This window comes from Terrihalobacillus insolitus (genome assembly GCF_028416575.1).
GTDB lineage: Bacteria > Bacillota > Bacilli > Bacillales > Amphibacillaceae > Terrihalobacillus > Terrihalobacillus insolitus.
The window spans coordinates 299,221-313,672 of the sequence record NZ_JAMQKB010000001.1 but is presented as its reverse complement, the minus strand read 5'-3'; the positions used below and the strand labels follow the sequence as shown (position 1 = coordinate 313,672).

Below are 14,452 nucleotides of genomic sequence, written 5' to 3'. Positions count from 1 at the left end.
GGGATCTAATGTTATGGCGCGATAGGAAGGAATGTTTTAAACAGAGGGGGAAAGAATTCATGAAAATAGGTGTATTAGGATCTGGCCTGATGGGGAAGGAAGCTGCGCGTGATCTAGCAAAAAGTGATGGTGTTACACGTGTCGTCTTAGCTGATATTGATTTATCGAGAGCGGAAGTGGTATGTCAGCAGCTGAATTCAGAAAAAGTATCACCCGCACGTGTTGATGCTAGTAAACAGGAAGAACTAGCAGCGTTCATGAGACAGTTTGATGTGATCATTAATGCTCTTTTCTATTCATTTAATGAAATTGTAGCAAAAACAGCGATCGAGGTCGGAGTCAATAGTGTTGATCTTGGTGGACACATCGGACACGTAACCGATAAAGTATTAACAATGGATGATGATGCAAAAGTAGCAGGAGTCACTTTAATACCTGATTTAGGGGTGGCGCCGGGCATGATCAATATTTTGTCTGGATATGGAGCAAGTAAACTTGACAAGTTAGAGTCAATTAAACTGTATGTTGGAGGAATTCCAGTAAAGCCGGAGCCACCACTAGAGTACAATCATGTTTTTTCAATGGAAGGTGTATTTGATCACTACACGGATCCAGCTTTAATTATGCGAAATGGGATGAAACAAGAAGTACCATCATTATCAGAAGTGGAAAGAATTCATTTTGAAAAATTTGGACCATTGGAGGCATTTCACACTTCAGGAGGAACGTCTACTTTATCCCGTTCTTTCCCAAGCTTAGAAACATTGGAGTATAAAACGATTCGTTATCCTGGCCATGCGGATAAGTTTAAATTATTAGTTGATTTGAATTTAACAAAAAAAGGCCACGAAGTTGAGGTTAATGGGCATAAAGTAAGCCCTAGGGAAGTTCTATTAAAAGTGCTGGATCCAATTGTTGACTTAAAGGATAAGGATGATGCGGTTCTTTTAAGGGTACTTGTTGAAGGTGAAAAAGACGGAGAGCACACGATATTCAAATATGAGATGATCACTACAAAGGATCGAAAAAATAATGTTACAGCTATGGCTCGCGCAACAGCAAACTCCATATCGGTAGTTGCTCAAATGATCGGAAGTGGAACAATTAATAAAAAGGGCGTTTATCCTCCTGAACAAATCGTACCTGGAAAGAAATATATAGAAGAGATGGCTAAACGAGGTGTCCATATAAATGAAACTTCAATAGCCGCGGGGGCTCACTCAAATAAATGAGACGTTAATAATCACGGAGGCTCACTATAAATAAAAGCGGTTATCCAGAGTCTAGCAGCCAGTCAAATCAAACCAAGCAGAGCTCACTCAAAAGCTAGTATCATAGGGTCAGGCCACGGTAGGTCTGACCTCATGTTATACTTTAGTCAAGACTGTAGATAAAGGAGCATCGCCAACATGAATCAGAGTGTGATTAAGGCCTTACAACTATTAAACTTATTTACAGAAGATACTCCTGAGCTTTCACTAAAGCAAATTGCAGAAGAAGCAAAAATGCCGAAACCAACTGCGTATCGATTGTTGTCTGCGCTCGAACAGTGTCACTTTTTAATCAAAACGAAGGAAACAGAACACGATAGTCGGTACCGGTTAGGTTTAAAGCTCCTTGAACTAGGAAATCTTGTTTCGGAACAATTGGAGCTGAGACATATTGCTTTACCTTACATGCAACGTCTAGCAGAGGATATTAATGAGGTCGTTCACTTAGTCATTACAAACCAAAACGAAGCTACGTATATTGAAAAAGTGGACAGTCCACGGGCGTTAAGACTCTACACCAGAATTGGGAAAAGTTCACCATTGTATTTGGGCTCTGGTCCTAAGCTCTTACTTGCTTATTTACCTGAAGAAAGACAGGAACAAGTACTTGAAGAAACAACTTTTTATAAGTTAACCGACAATTCTCCATCTGATAAGCGTGAACTAAAAAAAGAACTGGAAGTAATAAGAGAACAGGGATATGCATATAGTGTCGGGGAACAGGATCTAGACACAACCGGCATTTCCTATCCCATTTATGATTTTAGTCGAACAGTGGTTGCGGCACTAGCAGTGAGTGGCTTGTCTAGTCATTTTGAAAAGGGTAACCTCCAAACAATAAAAGAAAAGGCGGAGGCAACTGCGAATGGAATTTCTAGAAAATTGGGATACAAATCGTAAAGTGCGTGTTCAAAAACATGCACTAAATTGAAACGGAGCAAGAGTATTTTTAAGAATATGAAACTTCATTGAGGGAGGCTTAAATGATGAATACGTTTTTTGTTGCAGGTCATGCAAAACTACCGTCGGGAATGGCGGCACAAAATATGTACGAGACACTGACGATCACCGCAGAAGTGGACAAAAAATATGGTGTTATTGTGACGGCAAGCTGTACGCTTGCCACAGAGCATGGAAGAGACTTTATTCGTCAACTATTACGAGGATATAGTCTTTATGATGGAATTGAGCAACCATTAGCAGAAATAAAAAAACATTACTTAGGCAAAGCAGGGAATGCGTTAGCTTCTGCTTTAAAGGATTTATCGAAACAATATGCTCAACACAACGAGCTGACCTTAAGAAAGGCTGTAGATTGACGGTACTACAGCCTTTTCCATCCCGTTAAAAAGGATGTACATAACCCCTTGAATTACTAGACACCAAAATCGCCTTTTCTGTGCTTCGCGGGAATAAAACCCAAATACTAGGTTGAATGGAATCAAGATTCAAGCCACATATTTTCGTATTAAAAATCATCAAAACAACAGTCTGCTATCGCCCTAATAATGCTAAACAAACGTTGAGCTTCTCTATGTCTTATCGTTCAATTCCCATTGAAACATATTTCATTTCTACAAATTCGTTTATCCCATGATGACCACCCTCTTTGCCAATTCCAGATTGTTTTATCCCGCCAAATGGTGCTTCCGCTAGTGCTGGAAATACATCATTGATGCCTACGATTCCATATTGTAATTTTTCCATTACCCGAACAGATCGATCAAGATTTTTAGTGAACATATACGCTGCCAATCCATAGTTTGTATCATTTGCTTTTGTTATCGCTTCATCTTCTTCATCAAAAGGTTGTATCGGAATAATTGGGCCGAACGTCTCTTCATACATCACCCTCATGTCATCTGTTACATTCGTTAGAATAGTTGGGGAATAGAAGTGCCCTTTCAAACCACTTGTTTCTTTATTGTCTATTTTTATCACTTTCGCTCCTTTTGCGACAGCATCATCTAGGTGGCGTTGCACTTTTTCTTTTGCGGAAAGGTTAATGAGTGGACCGATATCGGTACCATCTTCAAGCCCATCTCCCAGTTTCATCTCTTTCACCTTGGCTATTAGTTTGTCCGTGAATTGTTGGAAGATGGATCGCTGTACATAAACACGGTTTGCGCAAATACAAGTTTGGCCAGCATTGCGGAATTTGCTTGCTAGCGTTAAATCTACTGCTTGATCAATTTGTGCATCGTCAAAAACAAGAATTGGGGCATGGCCACCTAATTCTAATGATAGTTTTTTAACCGTGTGTGAGCTTTCCTTTATTAGATATTTTCCAACCTCTGTTGAACCTGTAAATGTAATGAGTCGGACTATTTCGCTGTTTAGCAGGGAACTGCCAATTGCCTTTGCATCCCCTGTTACTAGATTCACTACTCCTCGCGGCAGGCCAGCTTCTTCAAGGATCTTTACAATTTTAATTGCTGTCAGTGGTGTTTCAGGGGCTGGTTTTAGGATAACAGTACAACCCGCCGCTAGTGCCGGAGCTAGCTTTCTTGTAATCATAGAGGCGGGAAAGTTCCAAGGAGTAATTGCCCCAACTACTCCAATAGCTTGAGGGATCACCATTAATCGTTTGGAAGGCATCGAAGAAGGAATCGTTTCACCATATAGACGGTTCGCTTCCTCTGCATACCATAACAAAAAGCTAGCTGCCGATTTTATTTCTCCCCGAGATTCCTGCAAAGGCTTTCCTTGTTCGGACGTTAATGTGATGGCCAACTCTTCCGCTTGCTCTAACATAAGCTGGTTTGCCTTATATAAGAGGCCCGAACGTTCTCTAGCAGTCATGGAAGACCATTGTGGGAAAGCTTGATGTGCTGCTTGAATCGCATCTTCTGTATCTTTTGTTCCACCATAGGAGACATCAACGATTTTTTCCAGTGTTGCCGGGTTGTAGATAACTTCCGTTTGCATGGAATGCGCTTCTTTCCAAGCACCATCAATAAAAATACTTTTCAATTTGACATACCTCCAAATGGGTAAAGAACTACTAGAATGGGACTTTACCCAAATTTTTTAACAGACGAATAAAAAATTTCTGAACAGCGGGAGTGACCCACATTTGTTCGGCGTTACAGTTAATCAGAGAAATTTTCGAGCTTTTCCGTTAATCTTGCTCCTGTGGCTTCCATGCGGGCAGCATGTTATTTAGCTTTTTGTCCTTCCGGTAGCCCAACACATATTCTGCTTGCATGATCGTATGAATTTCTCTAGTCCCCTCGTAAATGACGGGTGCTTTTGAGTTTCTGAGATAACGCTCTACAGGGTATTCATTGGAATAACCGTATGCACCGTGAATTTGTACGGCATCATCTGCTGCACTATTGGCAAAATCACAGGCCTGCCACTTAGCGAGGGACGTTTCTCTTGTATTTCGTTTTCCTTGATTTTTAAGTTCACCTGCCCGATATACGAGTAGGCGACTCATTTGCAGTCCAGCCTCCATTTTGGCAAGCATTTGTTGGACCAATTGGTGTTTTCCAATCGGCTTACCGAATGTATCACGTTCATGACAGTACGCAACACTTGCTTCTAAACATGCCATGATTTGCCCACACGCACCAGCCGCAACAGTGAAACGACCATTATCAAGTGCTGCCATCGCAATTTTAAAACCTTCCCCCTCTTCTCCGAGTAAGTTTTCTTTCGGCACTTTTACATTGTCGAAAAATAGTTCTCCTGTATTTCCAGCTCGTATTCCGAGTTTTCCTTTTGTTGCTTTTGATGAAAATCCCGTGAATGTGCGTTCTACGATAAATGCAGATATGCCATGATGTTTCTTTGTTTTATCTGTATATGCAAACACTAAAAAGTGGTCTGCTATATCGCAAAGAGAAATCCAGTTTTTTTGTCCATTTAAAATATAGTAATCACCGTCTTTTTTTGCAGTTGTCTGAATAGACGCTACATCTGATCCAGCGCTTGGTTCAGTCAATCCAAACGCGCCAATTTTTTCTCCCTTTGCTTGTGGGATAAGGTACTTTTGTTTTTGTTCTTCTGTACCCCATTGCAATAGGGTCATACTATTTAGCCCTGTGTGAACCGAAACTGCTGTTCGAAAGGCGGTATCGCCTCGTTCCAATTCCTCACATACAATGGCAAGCGAATTATAGTCCATACCACTTCCGCCGTATTGTTCAGGAATACAAACACCCATCAACCCAAGATCAGCTAGCTCTTGTGTTACCTTAGGATCGAATGTACCTTTTTCATCCCAATCCGCGATATATGGCATAATTTCTTTATCGACAAAATTCCGAGTCGTTTCTCGTAACATCTTTTGTTCATCAGTAAATTCAAAATTCATTATTAGGCTCTCCTTTTATATGGTTTTGTTGGCTTTCATAGCATGGACTTCCGTTTCTTGGTAACCAAGTTCCTTCAAGATTTGTTCCGTATGCTCACCAGGATCTGGTGGATGCGTGTTGTAGTTAATAGGTGTTCTTGATAGATGTAAAGGACTACCAATCATGTTGATATCTCCTGCTGTAGGGTGGGAGGTGGAAACAAACATATTCCTTTCTTTTAATTGCGGGTCATTGACTAACTGCGCCAAATTTTGGATTGGCCCACACGGAATGCTATTTTCTTGGCATTTAGATTGCCAGTAAGCGGTGTTCTTTTTTGAGAATTCCTGTTGTAAAATTGGAATTAAATCCTGTCGATGTTGCACGCGATCCGGATTTGTTTGAAATCGGCAATCTTTGGCAAGTGAAGATTGATTGATGATTGTACATAAGCGAGCAAATTGCTGGTCATTTCCTACTGCAATCACCATTTCCCCATCCAGAGTTTCAAACGTTTGATAGGGAACAATGTTGGCATGATGGTTCCCTAATCGTTCGGGAATTGCCCCTGACATTAAATAATTACTAGCAATATTCACGAGTGAGCTAACTGCTGTATCATATAATGATATATCTAGCTTTTGCCCTTCGCCTGAAATCTGGCGTTCTAAAAGTGCCGCTTGTATTCCAATGCAAGCATAGAGCCCTGTCAGGATATCTGTAATGGCTATTCCAACCTTTTGCGGCCCGGATGACGCATCGCCTGTGATACTCATTAATCCACTCATCGCTTGAATAATAAAATCATAGCCAGGAAAATCCTTGTATGGACCGTTTTCACCAAACCCAGTAATGGAGCAATAGATGATCCTTGGATTCAGCTTCTTTAGTGTGGAATAATCAAGCCCCAACCGCTCCATAGTCCCAGTTTTAAAATTGTTTAGGATAATATCACTTTCAGAAACGAGTTTTTTAATTAGCTCCTTTCCTTCAAGGCTTTTTAAGTTAACAGTCATGCTTCTCTTGTTCCTATTTGCGCAAATGTAATAGGCGCTAACTCCATTTTTAAAGGGAGGCCCCCACTTTCTCGTTTCGTCACTGCCACCTGGAGCCTCTACCTTTATTACTTCTGCACCAAGGTCACCCAATATCATGGAACAATAGGGCCCAGCTAGAACTCTTGATAAATCAAGCACTTTTAATCCCTGCAATGCTCCCGTCAGTTTCATTCACTCCTTTCTACATTGGTAGAAGAAAAATGTGCGATAATGCATTTTTTCTAACATTAGCGCAGTTCCTTCTACTCATCGTTTAAATTTTATGTTTCAAAAGATAAAAAAAGCCAGTTTTCTTCCTGTTACGCATGATTAGCGTGAGGAAGTAAACTGGCTTCGTGACTGCTGGAACAATTTTGGCGTAAATTGTGAACAGGCTTAACAGTTATGTTCTTCTTTATCAAACTCGGAAGGGCATATACTTGAGTAAACTTGGAGTTCGTTTTAAAGCATATTCTTTCCCTTACTTATAGTATAGTTTATTCTGAAAAGTTTGTAAATATGTTGTTTCTGTTTCTTTTAATTTTTAAACTTAAATGTAGCGGATGAAAAGTCCTTATTAATGATTAAAAATTATGATTTATGATCAAAATCAATGATAATAGGATAAAAAACGTTTAAAAATCACTAGAAGATCGTTGGGAGTGCTTTCTGTGTGAGCCCAGTTTATTATATTATTTTAGCTTTTTTGTTGACGAAGCTTCCGATTGTCGGAACATACTTTCGATTGGTGAACACCATTATTCACGAGGTATTCCATGTATTTGTCTCAAAAATTACAGGTGGTAAGGCTCATAACATAGCATTAAATACGGATACATCGGGCCATGCAGTTACAAGTACTACCTCATGGCTTAGTCGTGTTCTGACTGCTTATGCAGGATACACAGGGTCATCACTTACTGCATTTGGATTTTATTACCTTTTGTATAACGAAAAGGAAACAACGGTTGCAATCCTCATTTTAGCGGTTACAGTTTTAGCAACTATTTTATGGGTTCGGAACCTATTTGGCATAATTTGGTCTATTTCTTTTACTACTTCACTCGGCTATCTTGTCTATAAACAAATGGACGTAATACTGGTGAACATCAGCTTTTTTCTGTCTGCAGTTCTGCTTGTGGAGTCGATAAGGAGTGCAATACATATTATGGTTATAAGCATAAAACGTCCAAACGAAGCAGGCGATGCGAAACTTTTACAGCGTTGTACCTTAATTCCTGCGGTTGTATGGGGGGTTGTATTTTTTGTGCAGTCGATTTATGTAGGGTATAAAATTGCCATTACATTTCTTATTTAAGGGCTGTTTACATATGCAATCATTCCAGTTTTTTGAACATGGAACTATTAGAAACATTACGATCCACACAGTAATCGAGGTATACCTAGTGAATGTGATGGTACAGTAAAAAGGTGCCCACAAAGTAAGGGGCACCTTTCATCCAATACTATGAATCTAACAACGATTTTCTCGGAATGCTTGGTTGGTGTGCGCCTACTGCTTCCCGATTCAATCGATCGTGAAACGTCACCACTGTTTCACCAAGTTCTTTCAATCTAGTAATGATTTCTTTGTCGACTAATTGCTTGTTTTCAAAGTGCTGATTATGTGCGTAAACATTTCCTGGAATCACATGTGCTTTAAAATATCCTGCAAGTGGCTTTAATTGGTGTTCAATTGCTAGGTAATGATGGTAGGTTCCGCCTGTTGCGATAAATCCGATTACTTTTCCGCGAAGTGAATCATTAGGAATGAGATCAAACACATTTTTTAATGCCCCACTTATGGACCCTCTATAAATCGGGGAGCCGACTATGAGCGCGTCGGCTTCTACAATTTTGTCGATGAGCTGTTTGGTATCCCCTTCGTAAGTGGATGGATCCCTACCATCACAAAACTGGAGATGATAATCTCTTAAATTAATTAGTTCTGTCTCAACGTTATGTTCGGATTTTTCAGCAAAATTCAATGCTTTCTCTACCGTGATAAACGTTTTTGAACGAGGGGTTAGACTTCCAGATATACCTACTATTTTCATACAGTCACACCCTCTTCTTTTAATTGTTTTTCCTTTTGTTTAACAAGTGGAATAACCTGCTCTCCGAAGCGCTGAAGATCTTCTTCATAATGGAAATGACCAGTAAGAACGAGATCAATCCCAATTTTTTTCAACTCAATGATTTGATCTGCAACTTGTTCAGGAGTTCCGATTAACCCTGTCTTGAAGCCATCATTGTATTGAACTAAATCTTTAAAGGAAGAGTTTGCCCACATGCCATCTTTGTCTCTTGTGGATTGCCCTGCCTCCTTTACTGCACCTCTAAATCCTTCTACTGCTTCGACGTCTGCATCCGACACAATATCCCGTAGTAACTGTACTGCCTCTTCTTCTGTATCCCTAACGATTGCAAAGCCATTTGCGGCAAACTTCACGGTTCTACCTTCTTTCGCTGCTAGTGCACGAACTTCATCGATTTGTTTTTTAAATCCTTCTAATGTGTTCCCGTTCATGAAGTAGTAATCTGAGACACGCGCAGCCATTTCTTTGGCAGCTTTAGAATTTCCACCTTGGAAGATTGGCAAGTTGCCTTTTTGGACTGGTTTTGGCTTCATTGGAGCATCATTAATTCGGTAGAAGTCACCTTTATGATTTGTTGTTTCCTCCGTGAACATAGATCGTAATACTTGGATGAATTCTTCTGATCTGCGATAACGCTCGTCATGTTCAAGCCAATGTTCGCCATAACCGATAAATTCTTGCTTAAACCATCCACTAACGACGTTAACTGCTGCGCGACCATTACTTATTTGATCTAGTGTTGAGAGCATTTTTGCATACACACCTGGATGCCATAATCCTGGATGTACTGCAGAAATAAGTTTCAATTTGTTGGTTACAGCGGCAAGAGCTGAGGCAAGTGTTATAGCTTCAAGCTGATATTCTGCACCATAACTTGCAAAAAAGCGCGTCTGTAAAAGTGCGTAGTCAAATCCGAATTCCTCGGCAGTTTGTGCATATCGTTTATTTGCTTCAAAATTCCAATCCGTCTTTTGTGGCAGTTTAGAAACTACTAAACCTCCGCTGACATTTGGTACCCAATAAGCAAATTGTAAATCTCCCATTTTGTCATCTCCTTTAATCTGATCAAAAATAAAAAACCCTTCACTCGATAAGAGAGAAGGGTTCGGTATACAACAAATATTTTGTTCTATAGTCGAATCTTCTCATCTTTGGAATAATACTATTCCTCTGAAATTGGCACCGGGCATAAAATGCTGGTTGCCGAGGTTTCGTAGGGTCAGTCCCTCCACCTCTCTGGATAAGAAAATCATTCATATTTAAATTTGTAAGGCAAGTATAAAACAGAATTGTGGCACTAGTCAAATGTTTTTTGAAAATTTTTTTAAATACTACGTTGCATTCATTAAGTCTGATGTTCCAACCGTATTGGAAAAAGAACAGCATATGAAAAAACTGCGTCGCTCGACCTGCTTGCTTCTAGTTTGTAGACTTTTTTTAATACGCACTTAACATAGTAATTTCCAGAATTGCTGCAGATTTTCTCACTCTTTTATGAATAAGCAGGACTTTCTCAAAAACGATCTAATTATGTAGTAAAGGTGAGAATGGTGCTGGTGTCGATGAAGTTGTTAACCGAGCTTGCGAATAAGATTCTCCGTCTGATTCCCCGATGTTTCAGCTTGCCGAATCGAGTTCGCTTTACCACGAAGAATGACAGAGCTTATGAGAGTCTTATCATAGTAAGCATTTTTTTTGTTACAATGAAGTTTGTATCATCAAAATAAAATTAGATGATCAGTCTAGCGATTACATACAACAGTGAGAAAATTGATACAAGGGGGAAATGAGCATGTCATCTGCGGAACAACCTAGTAAGTCTTATTCTTGGGGACCAGAAAAGGGTAGCATGAAATTCGAAGGTCAGGACGTTCTTATATTTTGGATTGAATCTGCAATGAAATCTTTTTTAGATACAATTGAAGAGGTATCAGGAGATGATGCCGCAAATGTAGTGATGGAAACAGCTGGTTTTCGAATGGGACAGATTGTTAGTGACTTTTTTAAAGGGGATCATTCGGAAACAGTAGTACATAATTTACCAGCTATTTATGCGTCAGCAGGATGGATGGAAATGGAGGTTGTAGCTGTTTCTGAAAAAGAAAAAACAGCTACAATTCGATTTAAAAACAGTTGGGAATATAAAATTAATGCATTGCAAGGGAAAACAACGATTGGGGCGTTTATCCCTGGTCATCTTGCAGGAACACTGACAGACTTATTTGATGAAAATGTCGGGTATCGTATAGATAAAAGTCAATTGCAAGGAGATGAATACGATGAGGTAAGCTATTTTCCATCAAACAAGTCTCCGATAGAGAACATTCACGAATATACTCGGTTACAGGAGCAAAAACAAATCCAGAGATTAGAAGCGATGGTAAATGAACGCACGAAAAAGCTAGCCAATATGGTGAAGGAGATTTCCTCTCCGATTATTCCTGTGTTAGAAGACATTGTGGTAGTTCCTCTTTTGGGAAAATACGATGAAGTTAGAGCGAATGACATGTTTTATCGCACCATGCAAAATCTACCAGCCTACCAATCAAATTACCTGATTCTTGATTTAACAGGCTTAGACGAAATAATTGACGAATATACGATTTCCCTGATCCATCGGTTCACAAGTACAACGAGTTTGTTAGGTACCAAATGCATCATTGTTGGTATTTCTCCACAATTAGGGATGAAAATAACAGATGCTAATTTTGATTTGAAAGGGATTGATTGTTTTTCTACGTTAAAGCATGCGATTCATTTTGCTTTGGCACAAGAAGGAAAACAGATTATTGGTTAGGTTAACGGGTTGTATTGTGGGGTGCAAAACAGTGATTATCAAATCATTTTTTTGATTCACACTACACAGTTCATGGCAAAAATCACCTCCATTATGGTTAGAGATTGTTCGTTTCCTTTACAACATTAAGATAATAATAGACAATAACTGACAAAATAGTATAATAGACAAGAACGATTCAATAGAATTATTTCGATCAAGAAGAGGTGTCTAAATATTGTCTGGTGATAAACGATCAAATAAACATAAAAAATCAAAGAAGCGATGGATCAAATATGTATTAGCTGTTATCCTTGCTTTATTGATAGGTGGAGGCGTTTATGCGTATTCTATATATGACAACGCGAAACAAACGGTACAGGAAAAAATCCATCAACCTGTACAATCGATAGAAACCAATGTTGGAAAAAAGAAAATGAAAGAGGAAAAACCACTTAATATTCTACTACTTGGTGTGGATGAAAGAGCAAATGATAGTGGACGATCTGATGCATTAATGGTTTTGTCACTTCATCCTGAAGATAATAGCATGCAAATCGTTAGTATACCTCGTGATACGAGAACAGAAATCATTGGGAATAATACGGTCGATAAGATCAATCATGCGTATGCTTTTGGTGGAGCTGATATGTCGATTGCAACGGTTGAGAATTTGCTAGATATAGAATTAGACTATTATGTAGAAATGAACATGCAAGGGCTATCTGCCATGGTAGATGCAGTTGGAGGAATTACTGTCCAGAATGAGTTGGAATGGGAAGATACTGGATATTATGAAAAAGGCTTCCTTTATAAAAAGGGTGAGCTAGACCTAAATGGAGAGCAAACAATGGGATTCGTTCGAATGAGATATCAAGATCCAGATGGGGACTTTGGTAGAACGAAACGGCAACGTAAGGTTATCCAAGCGCTTATTGACAAAGGTTCAAGCTTTCGTTCAGCAAATAAAATTAACGGAATGATAGATGTGCTTGGAAATAACATGTCAACCAATCTTGATTTTGAAGATATGCAAAACTTGCTATTCAATTACCGTGAAACAACACAAAACGTAAATAATTATCAATTAAAAGGGAAAGGAACCTTAATAGCGAATGAATCAGGGCAAGACATTTATTACATGATCGTTTCAGACGATGAAATTAATAAGGTTCATAATATGCTCGTCAAAGAAAATTAAACTAAGTAAAGCAGACCGAGGGAGACTCGTGTCTGCTTTGTTTATTTTTTCTTCATTTCACCAAGAACAATCGACAAACAATGGTTCTCCTACTATAATTTAAATAAGATGTGAACGTTTTCATTATGGTAAGGCACTTTTATGTCATGGAGAAAAGGCAGGGGATTGCGATTGATGATGATTACCGAAAGAATTTGGGAGTTCCATTAAAGGCTGGGCCAATTATTTCTAAAAATAGGATCTAGGCATTAATCGAATTACAATCGATTGATTATAAAGAAGCTAATTTAACCGATATTGGCAGGCCAGAGGGATGTTAGGATCGTCACGTTAATGGGTAGATGAAACGTAAAACTAACTGAAATTGAAGGGCTCAGTCGAACTACATAATCCAAGGGGGTAAACAAATGAAAAATGTTTATTTAATAGATGGAGCTCGTACCGCTTTTACTAAGTTCGGTGGTTCTTTTGCTAATACAAGCGCCACTCAATTAGGCACAGCAACAGCTATTGAAGCTTTAAAACGTTCTAATGTGAAGCCGGAACAGGTAGATCATGTGATTTATGGGAATGTCATTCATACAGAAAAAAATGCTTCTTATCTAAACAAGGAAAAAACGAATGTGCATGGAGGGGCGATTGCACTCGGACATCCAGTGGGTGTTAGTGGAGCAAGGATTTTGCTTTCAGTTGCCCGCGAATTAAGACGTCGACAAGGTAAGTATGCTATCGCCAGTCTATGTATTTGGGGCGGTCAAGGGATTGCGACGGTGATTGAACGTGTCTAAATTACCTTTAATTGTTGCACCGATGTTTTTAGTCTCAACACCAGAGATGGTAATTGAAGCTGGAAAAGCAGATGTGATTGGGTCTTTTCCGCTTCTCAATGCCCGGCCTGTAGAAGAGTGTGCCAAATGGTTGAAGCAGGTTAAAGAAAATTTACCCGACACACCATGGGCTGTTAATTTTATTTGTCATCGAAAATCAAATAAAAGGTATGAAGAAGATCTAAAGTTGATTGAGCAATATCAACCACCAATCGTTATTACTTCATTAGGAAATCCTAGTGAAGCTATTGATATTGTTCATGACTATGGTGGTCTTGTGTATTCCGATGTTGCTACTGTTAACCATGCTAAGAAAGCTACTCAAACTGGGGTGGATGGGTTGATACTCGTTTGTGCCGGTGCAGGTGGACACGGGGGGACATTGAATCCATTTTCCTTTATTCGTGCCGTGAAACAATTTTATGATGGAGCGATTATTTTATCCGGTGGTATGTCTACTGGTGCAGATATCGCAGCTGCCAAATTGATGGGAGCTGACTATGCCTATATGGGAACTAGATTTTTAGCTGCAGAGGAAAGTAATGCACAAGAGGAGTACAAACAAATGGTGATTGACACTACAATCAACGACATTATATATACGAATGCGTTTAGTGGTATTCATGCTAATATTTTAATCCCAAGTTTGCTGAAACAGGGAATCGACCCGAAAACATTAAAATCGAGGGAGGATGTCGATCTATCTCATTTAGTTAATGTGAAGGCATGGCGGGATATCTGGTCGGCAGGGCATGGAGTAACAACAGTCGAGAAAAGGGAAACGATGAAGGAAATTATTGACCAATTGACTAAGGAATATGAGTTAGGAGTGTCTAGCTTTGTGTGAAACGCCTTACCTTCTCCAGTTACTACGATGACACGAACATCATCATTATTGTTCGCATCCCGATAGACTTGAATAAGTTCTTGACCCATTTCA

13 protein-coding genes, 1 pseudogene and 1 riboswitch are annotated in these 14,452 nt (G+C 39.3%); of the genes and pseudogenes, 8 read left to right on the top strand and 6 right to left on the bottom strand.

Annotation, left to right across the window (positions count from 1 at the left end):
* Window positions 1–59 precede the first annotated feature (59 nt).
* From NC797_RS01505 to NC797_RS01495, 3 genes are all read left to right on the top strand, one after another.
* Window positions 60–1,232: a saccharopine dehydrogenase family protein gene (locus NC797_RS01505; protein ID WP_272434844.1), complete on the top strand. Its 1,173-nt coding sequence runs from the start codon at window positions 60–62 to the stop codon at window positions 1,230–1,232.
* A 177-nt stretch (window positions 1,233–1,409) separates the two neighbouring features.
* Window positions 1,410–2,171 (top strand): IclR family transcriptional regulator, encoded by a 762-nt coding sequence (locus NC797_RS01500; protein WP_272434842.1) that lies wholly within the window; start codon window positions 1,410–1,412, stop codon window positions 2,169–2,171.
* Between the two features lie 86 nt (window positions 2,172–2,257).
* Complete coding sequence (locus tag NC797_RS01495; RefSeq protein ID WP_272434841.1) at window positions 2,258–2,590, top strand: DUF3870 domain-containing protein; 333 nt, start codon at window positions 2,258–2,260, stop codon at window positions 2,588–2,590.
* Between the two features lie 220 nt (window positions 2,591–2,810).
* Here NC797_RS01495 and NC797_RS01490 read toward each other — a convergent pair whose 3' ends face one another.
* From NC797_RS01490 to NC797_RS01480, 3 genes are all read right to left on the bottom strand, one after another.
* Window positions 2,811–4,244 carry an NAD-dependent succinate-semialdehyde dehydrogenase gene (locus NC797_RS01490; protein WP_272434840.1) on the bottom strand — a complete coding sequence of 478 codons (1,434 nt, stop codon included), beginning with the start codon at window positions 4,242–4,244 and terminating at the stop codon, window positions 2,811–2,813.
* Between the two features lie 148 nt (window positions 4,245–4,392).
* Complete coding sequence (locus NC797_RS01485; RefSeq protein WP_272434839.1) at window positions 4,393–5,592, bottom strand: acyl-CoA dehydrogenase family protein; 1,200 nt, start codon at window positions 5,590–5,592, stop codon at window positions 4,393–4,395.
* Window positions 5,593–5,607: 15 nt separating this feature from the next.
* Window positions 5,608–6,795: a CaiB/BaiF CoA transferase family protein gene (locus NC797_RS01480; protein WP_272435212.1), complete on the bottom strand. Its 1,188-nt coding sequence runs from the start codon at window positions 6,793–6,795 to the stop codon at window positions 5,608–5,610.
* Window positions 6,796–7,282: 487 nt separating this feature from the next.
* Between NC797_RS01480 and NC797_RS01475 the strand changes: the two genes are divergently transcribed.
* Complete coding sequence (locus tag NC797_RS01475) at window positions 7,283–7,927, top strand: M50 family metallopeptidase (protein WP_272434838.1); 645 nt, start codon at window positions 7,283–7,285, stop codon at window positions 7,925–7,927.
* A gap of 148 nt (window positions 7,928–8,075) precedes the next feature.
* Here NC797_RS01475 and NC797_RS01470 read toward each other — a convergent pair whose 3' ends face one another.
* Together NC797_RS01470 and sfnG are read right to left on the bottom strand one after the other, a co-directional pair.
* Window positions 8,076–8,666 carry an NADPH-dependent FMN reductase gene (locus tag NC797_RS01470; RefSeq protein ID WP_272434837.1) on the bottom strand — a complete coding sequence of 197 codons (591 nt, stop codon included), beginning with the start codon at window positions 8,664–8,666 and terminating at the stop codon, window positions 8,076–8,078.
* Window positions 8,663–9,751, bottom strand: a complete 1,089-nt coding sequence (sfnG, locus tag NC797_RS01465; protein ID WP_272434836.1) for a dimethylsulfone monooxygenase SfnG — start codon at window positions 9,749–9,751, stop codon at window positions 8,663–8,665. The genes NC797_RS01470 and sfnG overlap by 4 nt, the downstream gene beginning before the upstream one ends.
* A gap of 99 nt (window positions 9,752–9,850) precedes the next feature.
* Window positions 9,851–9,955, bottom strand: a riboswitch (SAM riboswitch).
* A gap of 545 nt (window positions 9,956–10,500) precedes the next feature.
* On the opposite strand from sfnG, the gene NC797_RS01460 reads away from it, so the two are divergent.
* From NC797_RS01460 to NC797_RS01445, 4 genes are all read left to right on the top strand, one after another.
* Window positions 10,501–11,505, top strand: a complete 1,005-nt coding sequence (locus NC797_RS01460) for an STAS domain-containing protein (RefSeq protein ID WP_272434835.1) — start codon at window positions 10,501–10,503, stop codon at window positions 11,503–11,505.
* Window positions 11,506–11,722: 217 nt separating this feature from the next.
* Window positions 11,723–12,685, top strand: coding sequence for an LCP family glycopolymer transferase (locus tag NC797_RS01455; RefSeq protein ID WP_272434834.1), 963 nt, complete (start codon window positions 11,723–11,725; stop codon window positions 12,683–12,685).
* Window positions 12,686–13,092: 407 nt separating this feature from the next.
* Window positions 13,093–13,473 (top strand): thiolase family protein, encoded by a 381-nt coding sequence (locus NC797_RS01450; RefSeq protein WP_272434832.1) that lies wholly within the window; start codon window positions 13,093–13,095, stop codon window positions 13,471–13,473.
* Window positions 13,466–14,359 carry an NAD(P)H-dependent flavin oxidoreductase gene (locus tag NC797_RS01445; RefSeq protein WP_272434831.1) on the top strand — a complete coding sequence of 298 codons (894 nt, stop codon included), beginning with the start codon at window positions 13,466–13,468 and terminating at the stop codon, window positions 14,357–14,359. The genes NC797_RS01450 and NC797_RS01445 overlap by 8 nt, the downstream gene beginning before the upstream one ends.
* Window positions 14,360–14,403: 44 nt before the next feature.
* Here the strand turns inward: NC797_RS01445 and NC797_RS18380 are convergent.
* Window positions 14,404–14,448: pseudogene (locus tag NC797_RS18380) on the bottom strand (hypothetical protein); the annotation flags it as partial.
* Window positions 14,449–14,452: the final 4 nt, after the last annotated feature.

Coding starts and splice junctions, on each gene's coding strand:
- sfnG (WP_272434836.1), bottom strand. CDS start 9,751: ATGGGAGATTTACAATTTGCTTATTGGGTACCAAATGTCAGCGGAGGT.
- NC797_RS01460 (WP_272434835.1), top strand. CDS start 10,501: ATGTCATCTGCGGAACAACCTAGTAAGTCTTATTCTTGGGGACCAGAA.
- NC797_RS01470 (WP_272434837.1), bottom strand. CDS start 8,666: ATGAAAATAGTAGGTATATCTGGAAGTCTAACCCCTCGTTCAAAAACG.
- NC797_RS01450 (WP_272434832.1), top strand. CDS start 13,093: ATGAAAAATGTTTATTTAATAGATGGAGCTCGTACCGCTTTTACTAAG.
- NC797_RS01505 (WP_272434844.1), top strand. CDS start 60: ATGAAAATAGGTGTATTAGGATCTGGCCTGATGGGGAAGGAAGCTGCG.
- NC797_RS01485 (WP_272434839.1), bottom strand. CDS start 5,592: ATGAATTTTGAATTTACTGATGAACAAAAGATGTTACGAGAAACGACT.
- NC797_RS01500 (WP_272434842.1), top strand. CDS start 1,410: ATGAATCAGAGTGTGATTAAGGCCTTACAACTATTAAACTTATTTACA.
- NC797_RS01495 (WP_272434841.1), top strand. CDS start 2,258: ATGAATACGTTTTTTGTTGCAGGTCATGCAAAACTACCGTCGGGAATG.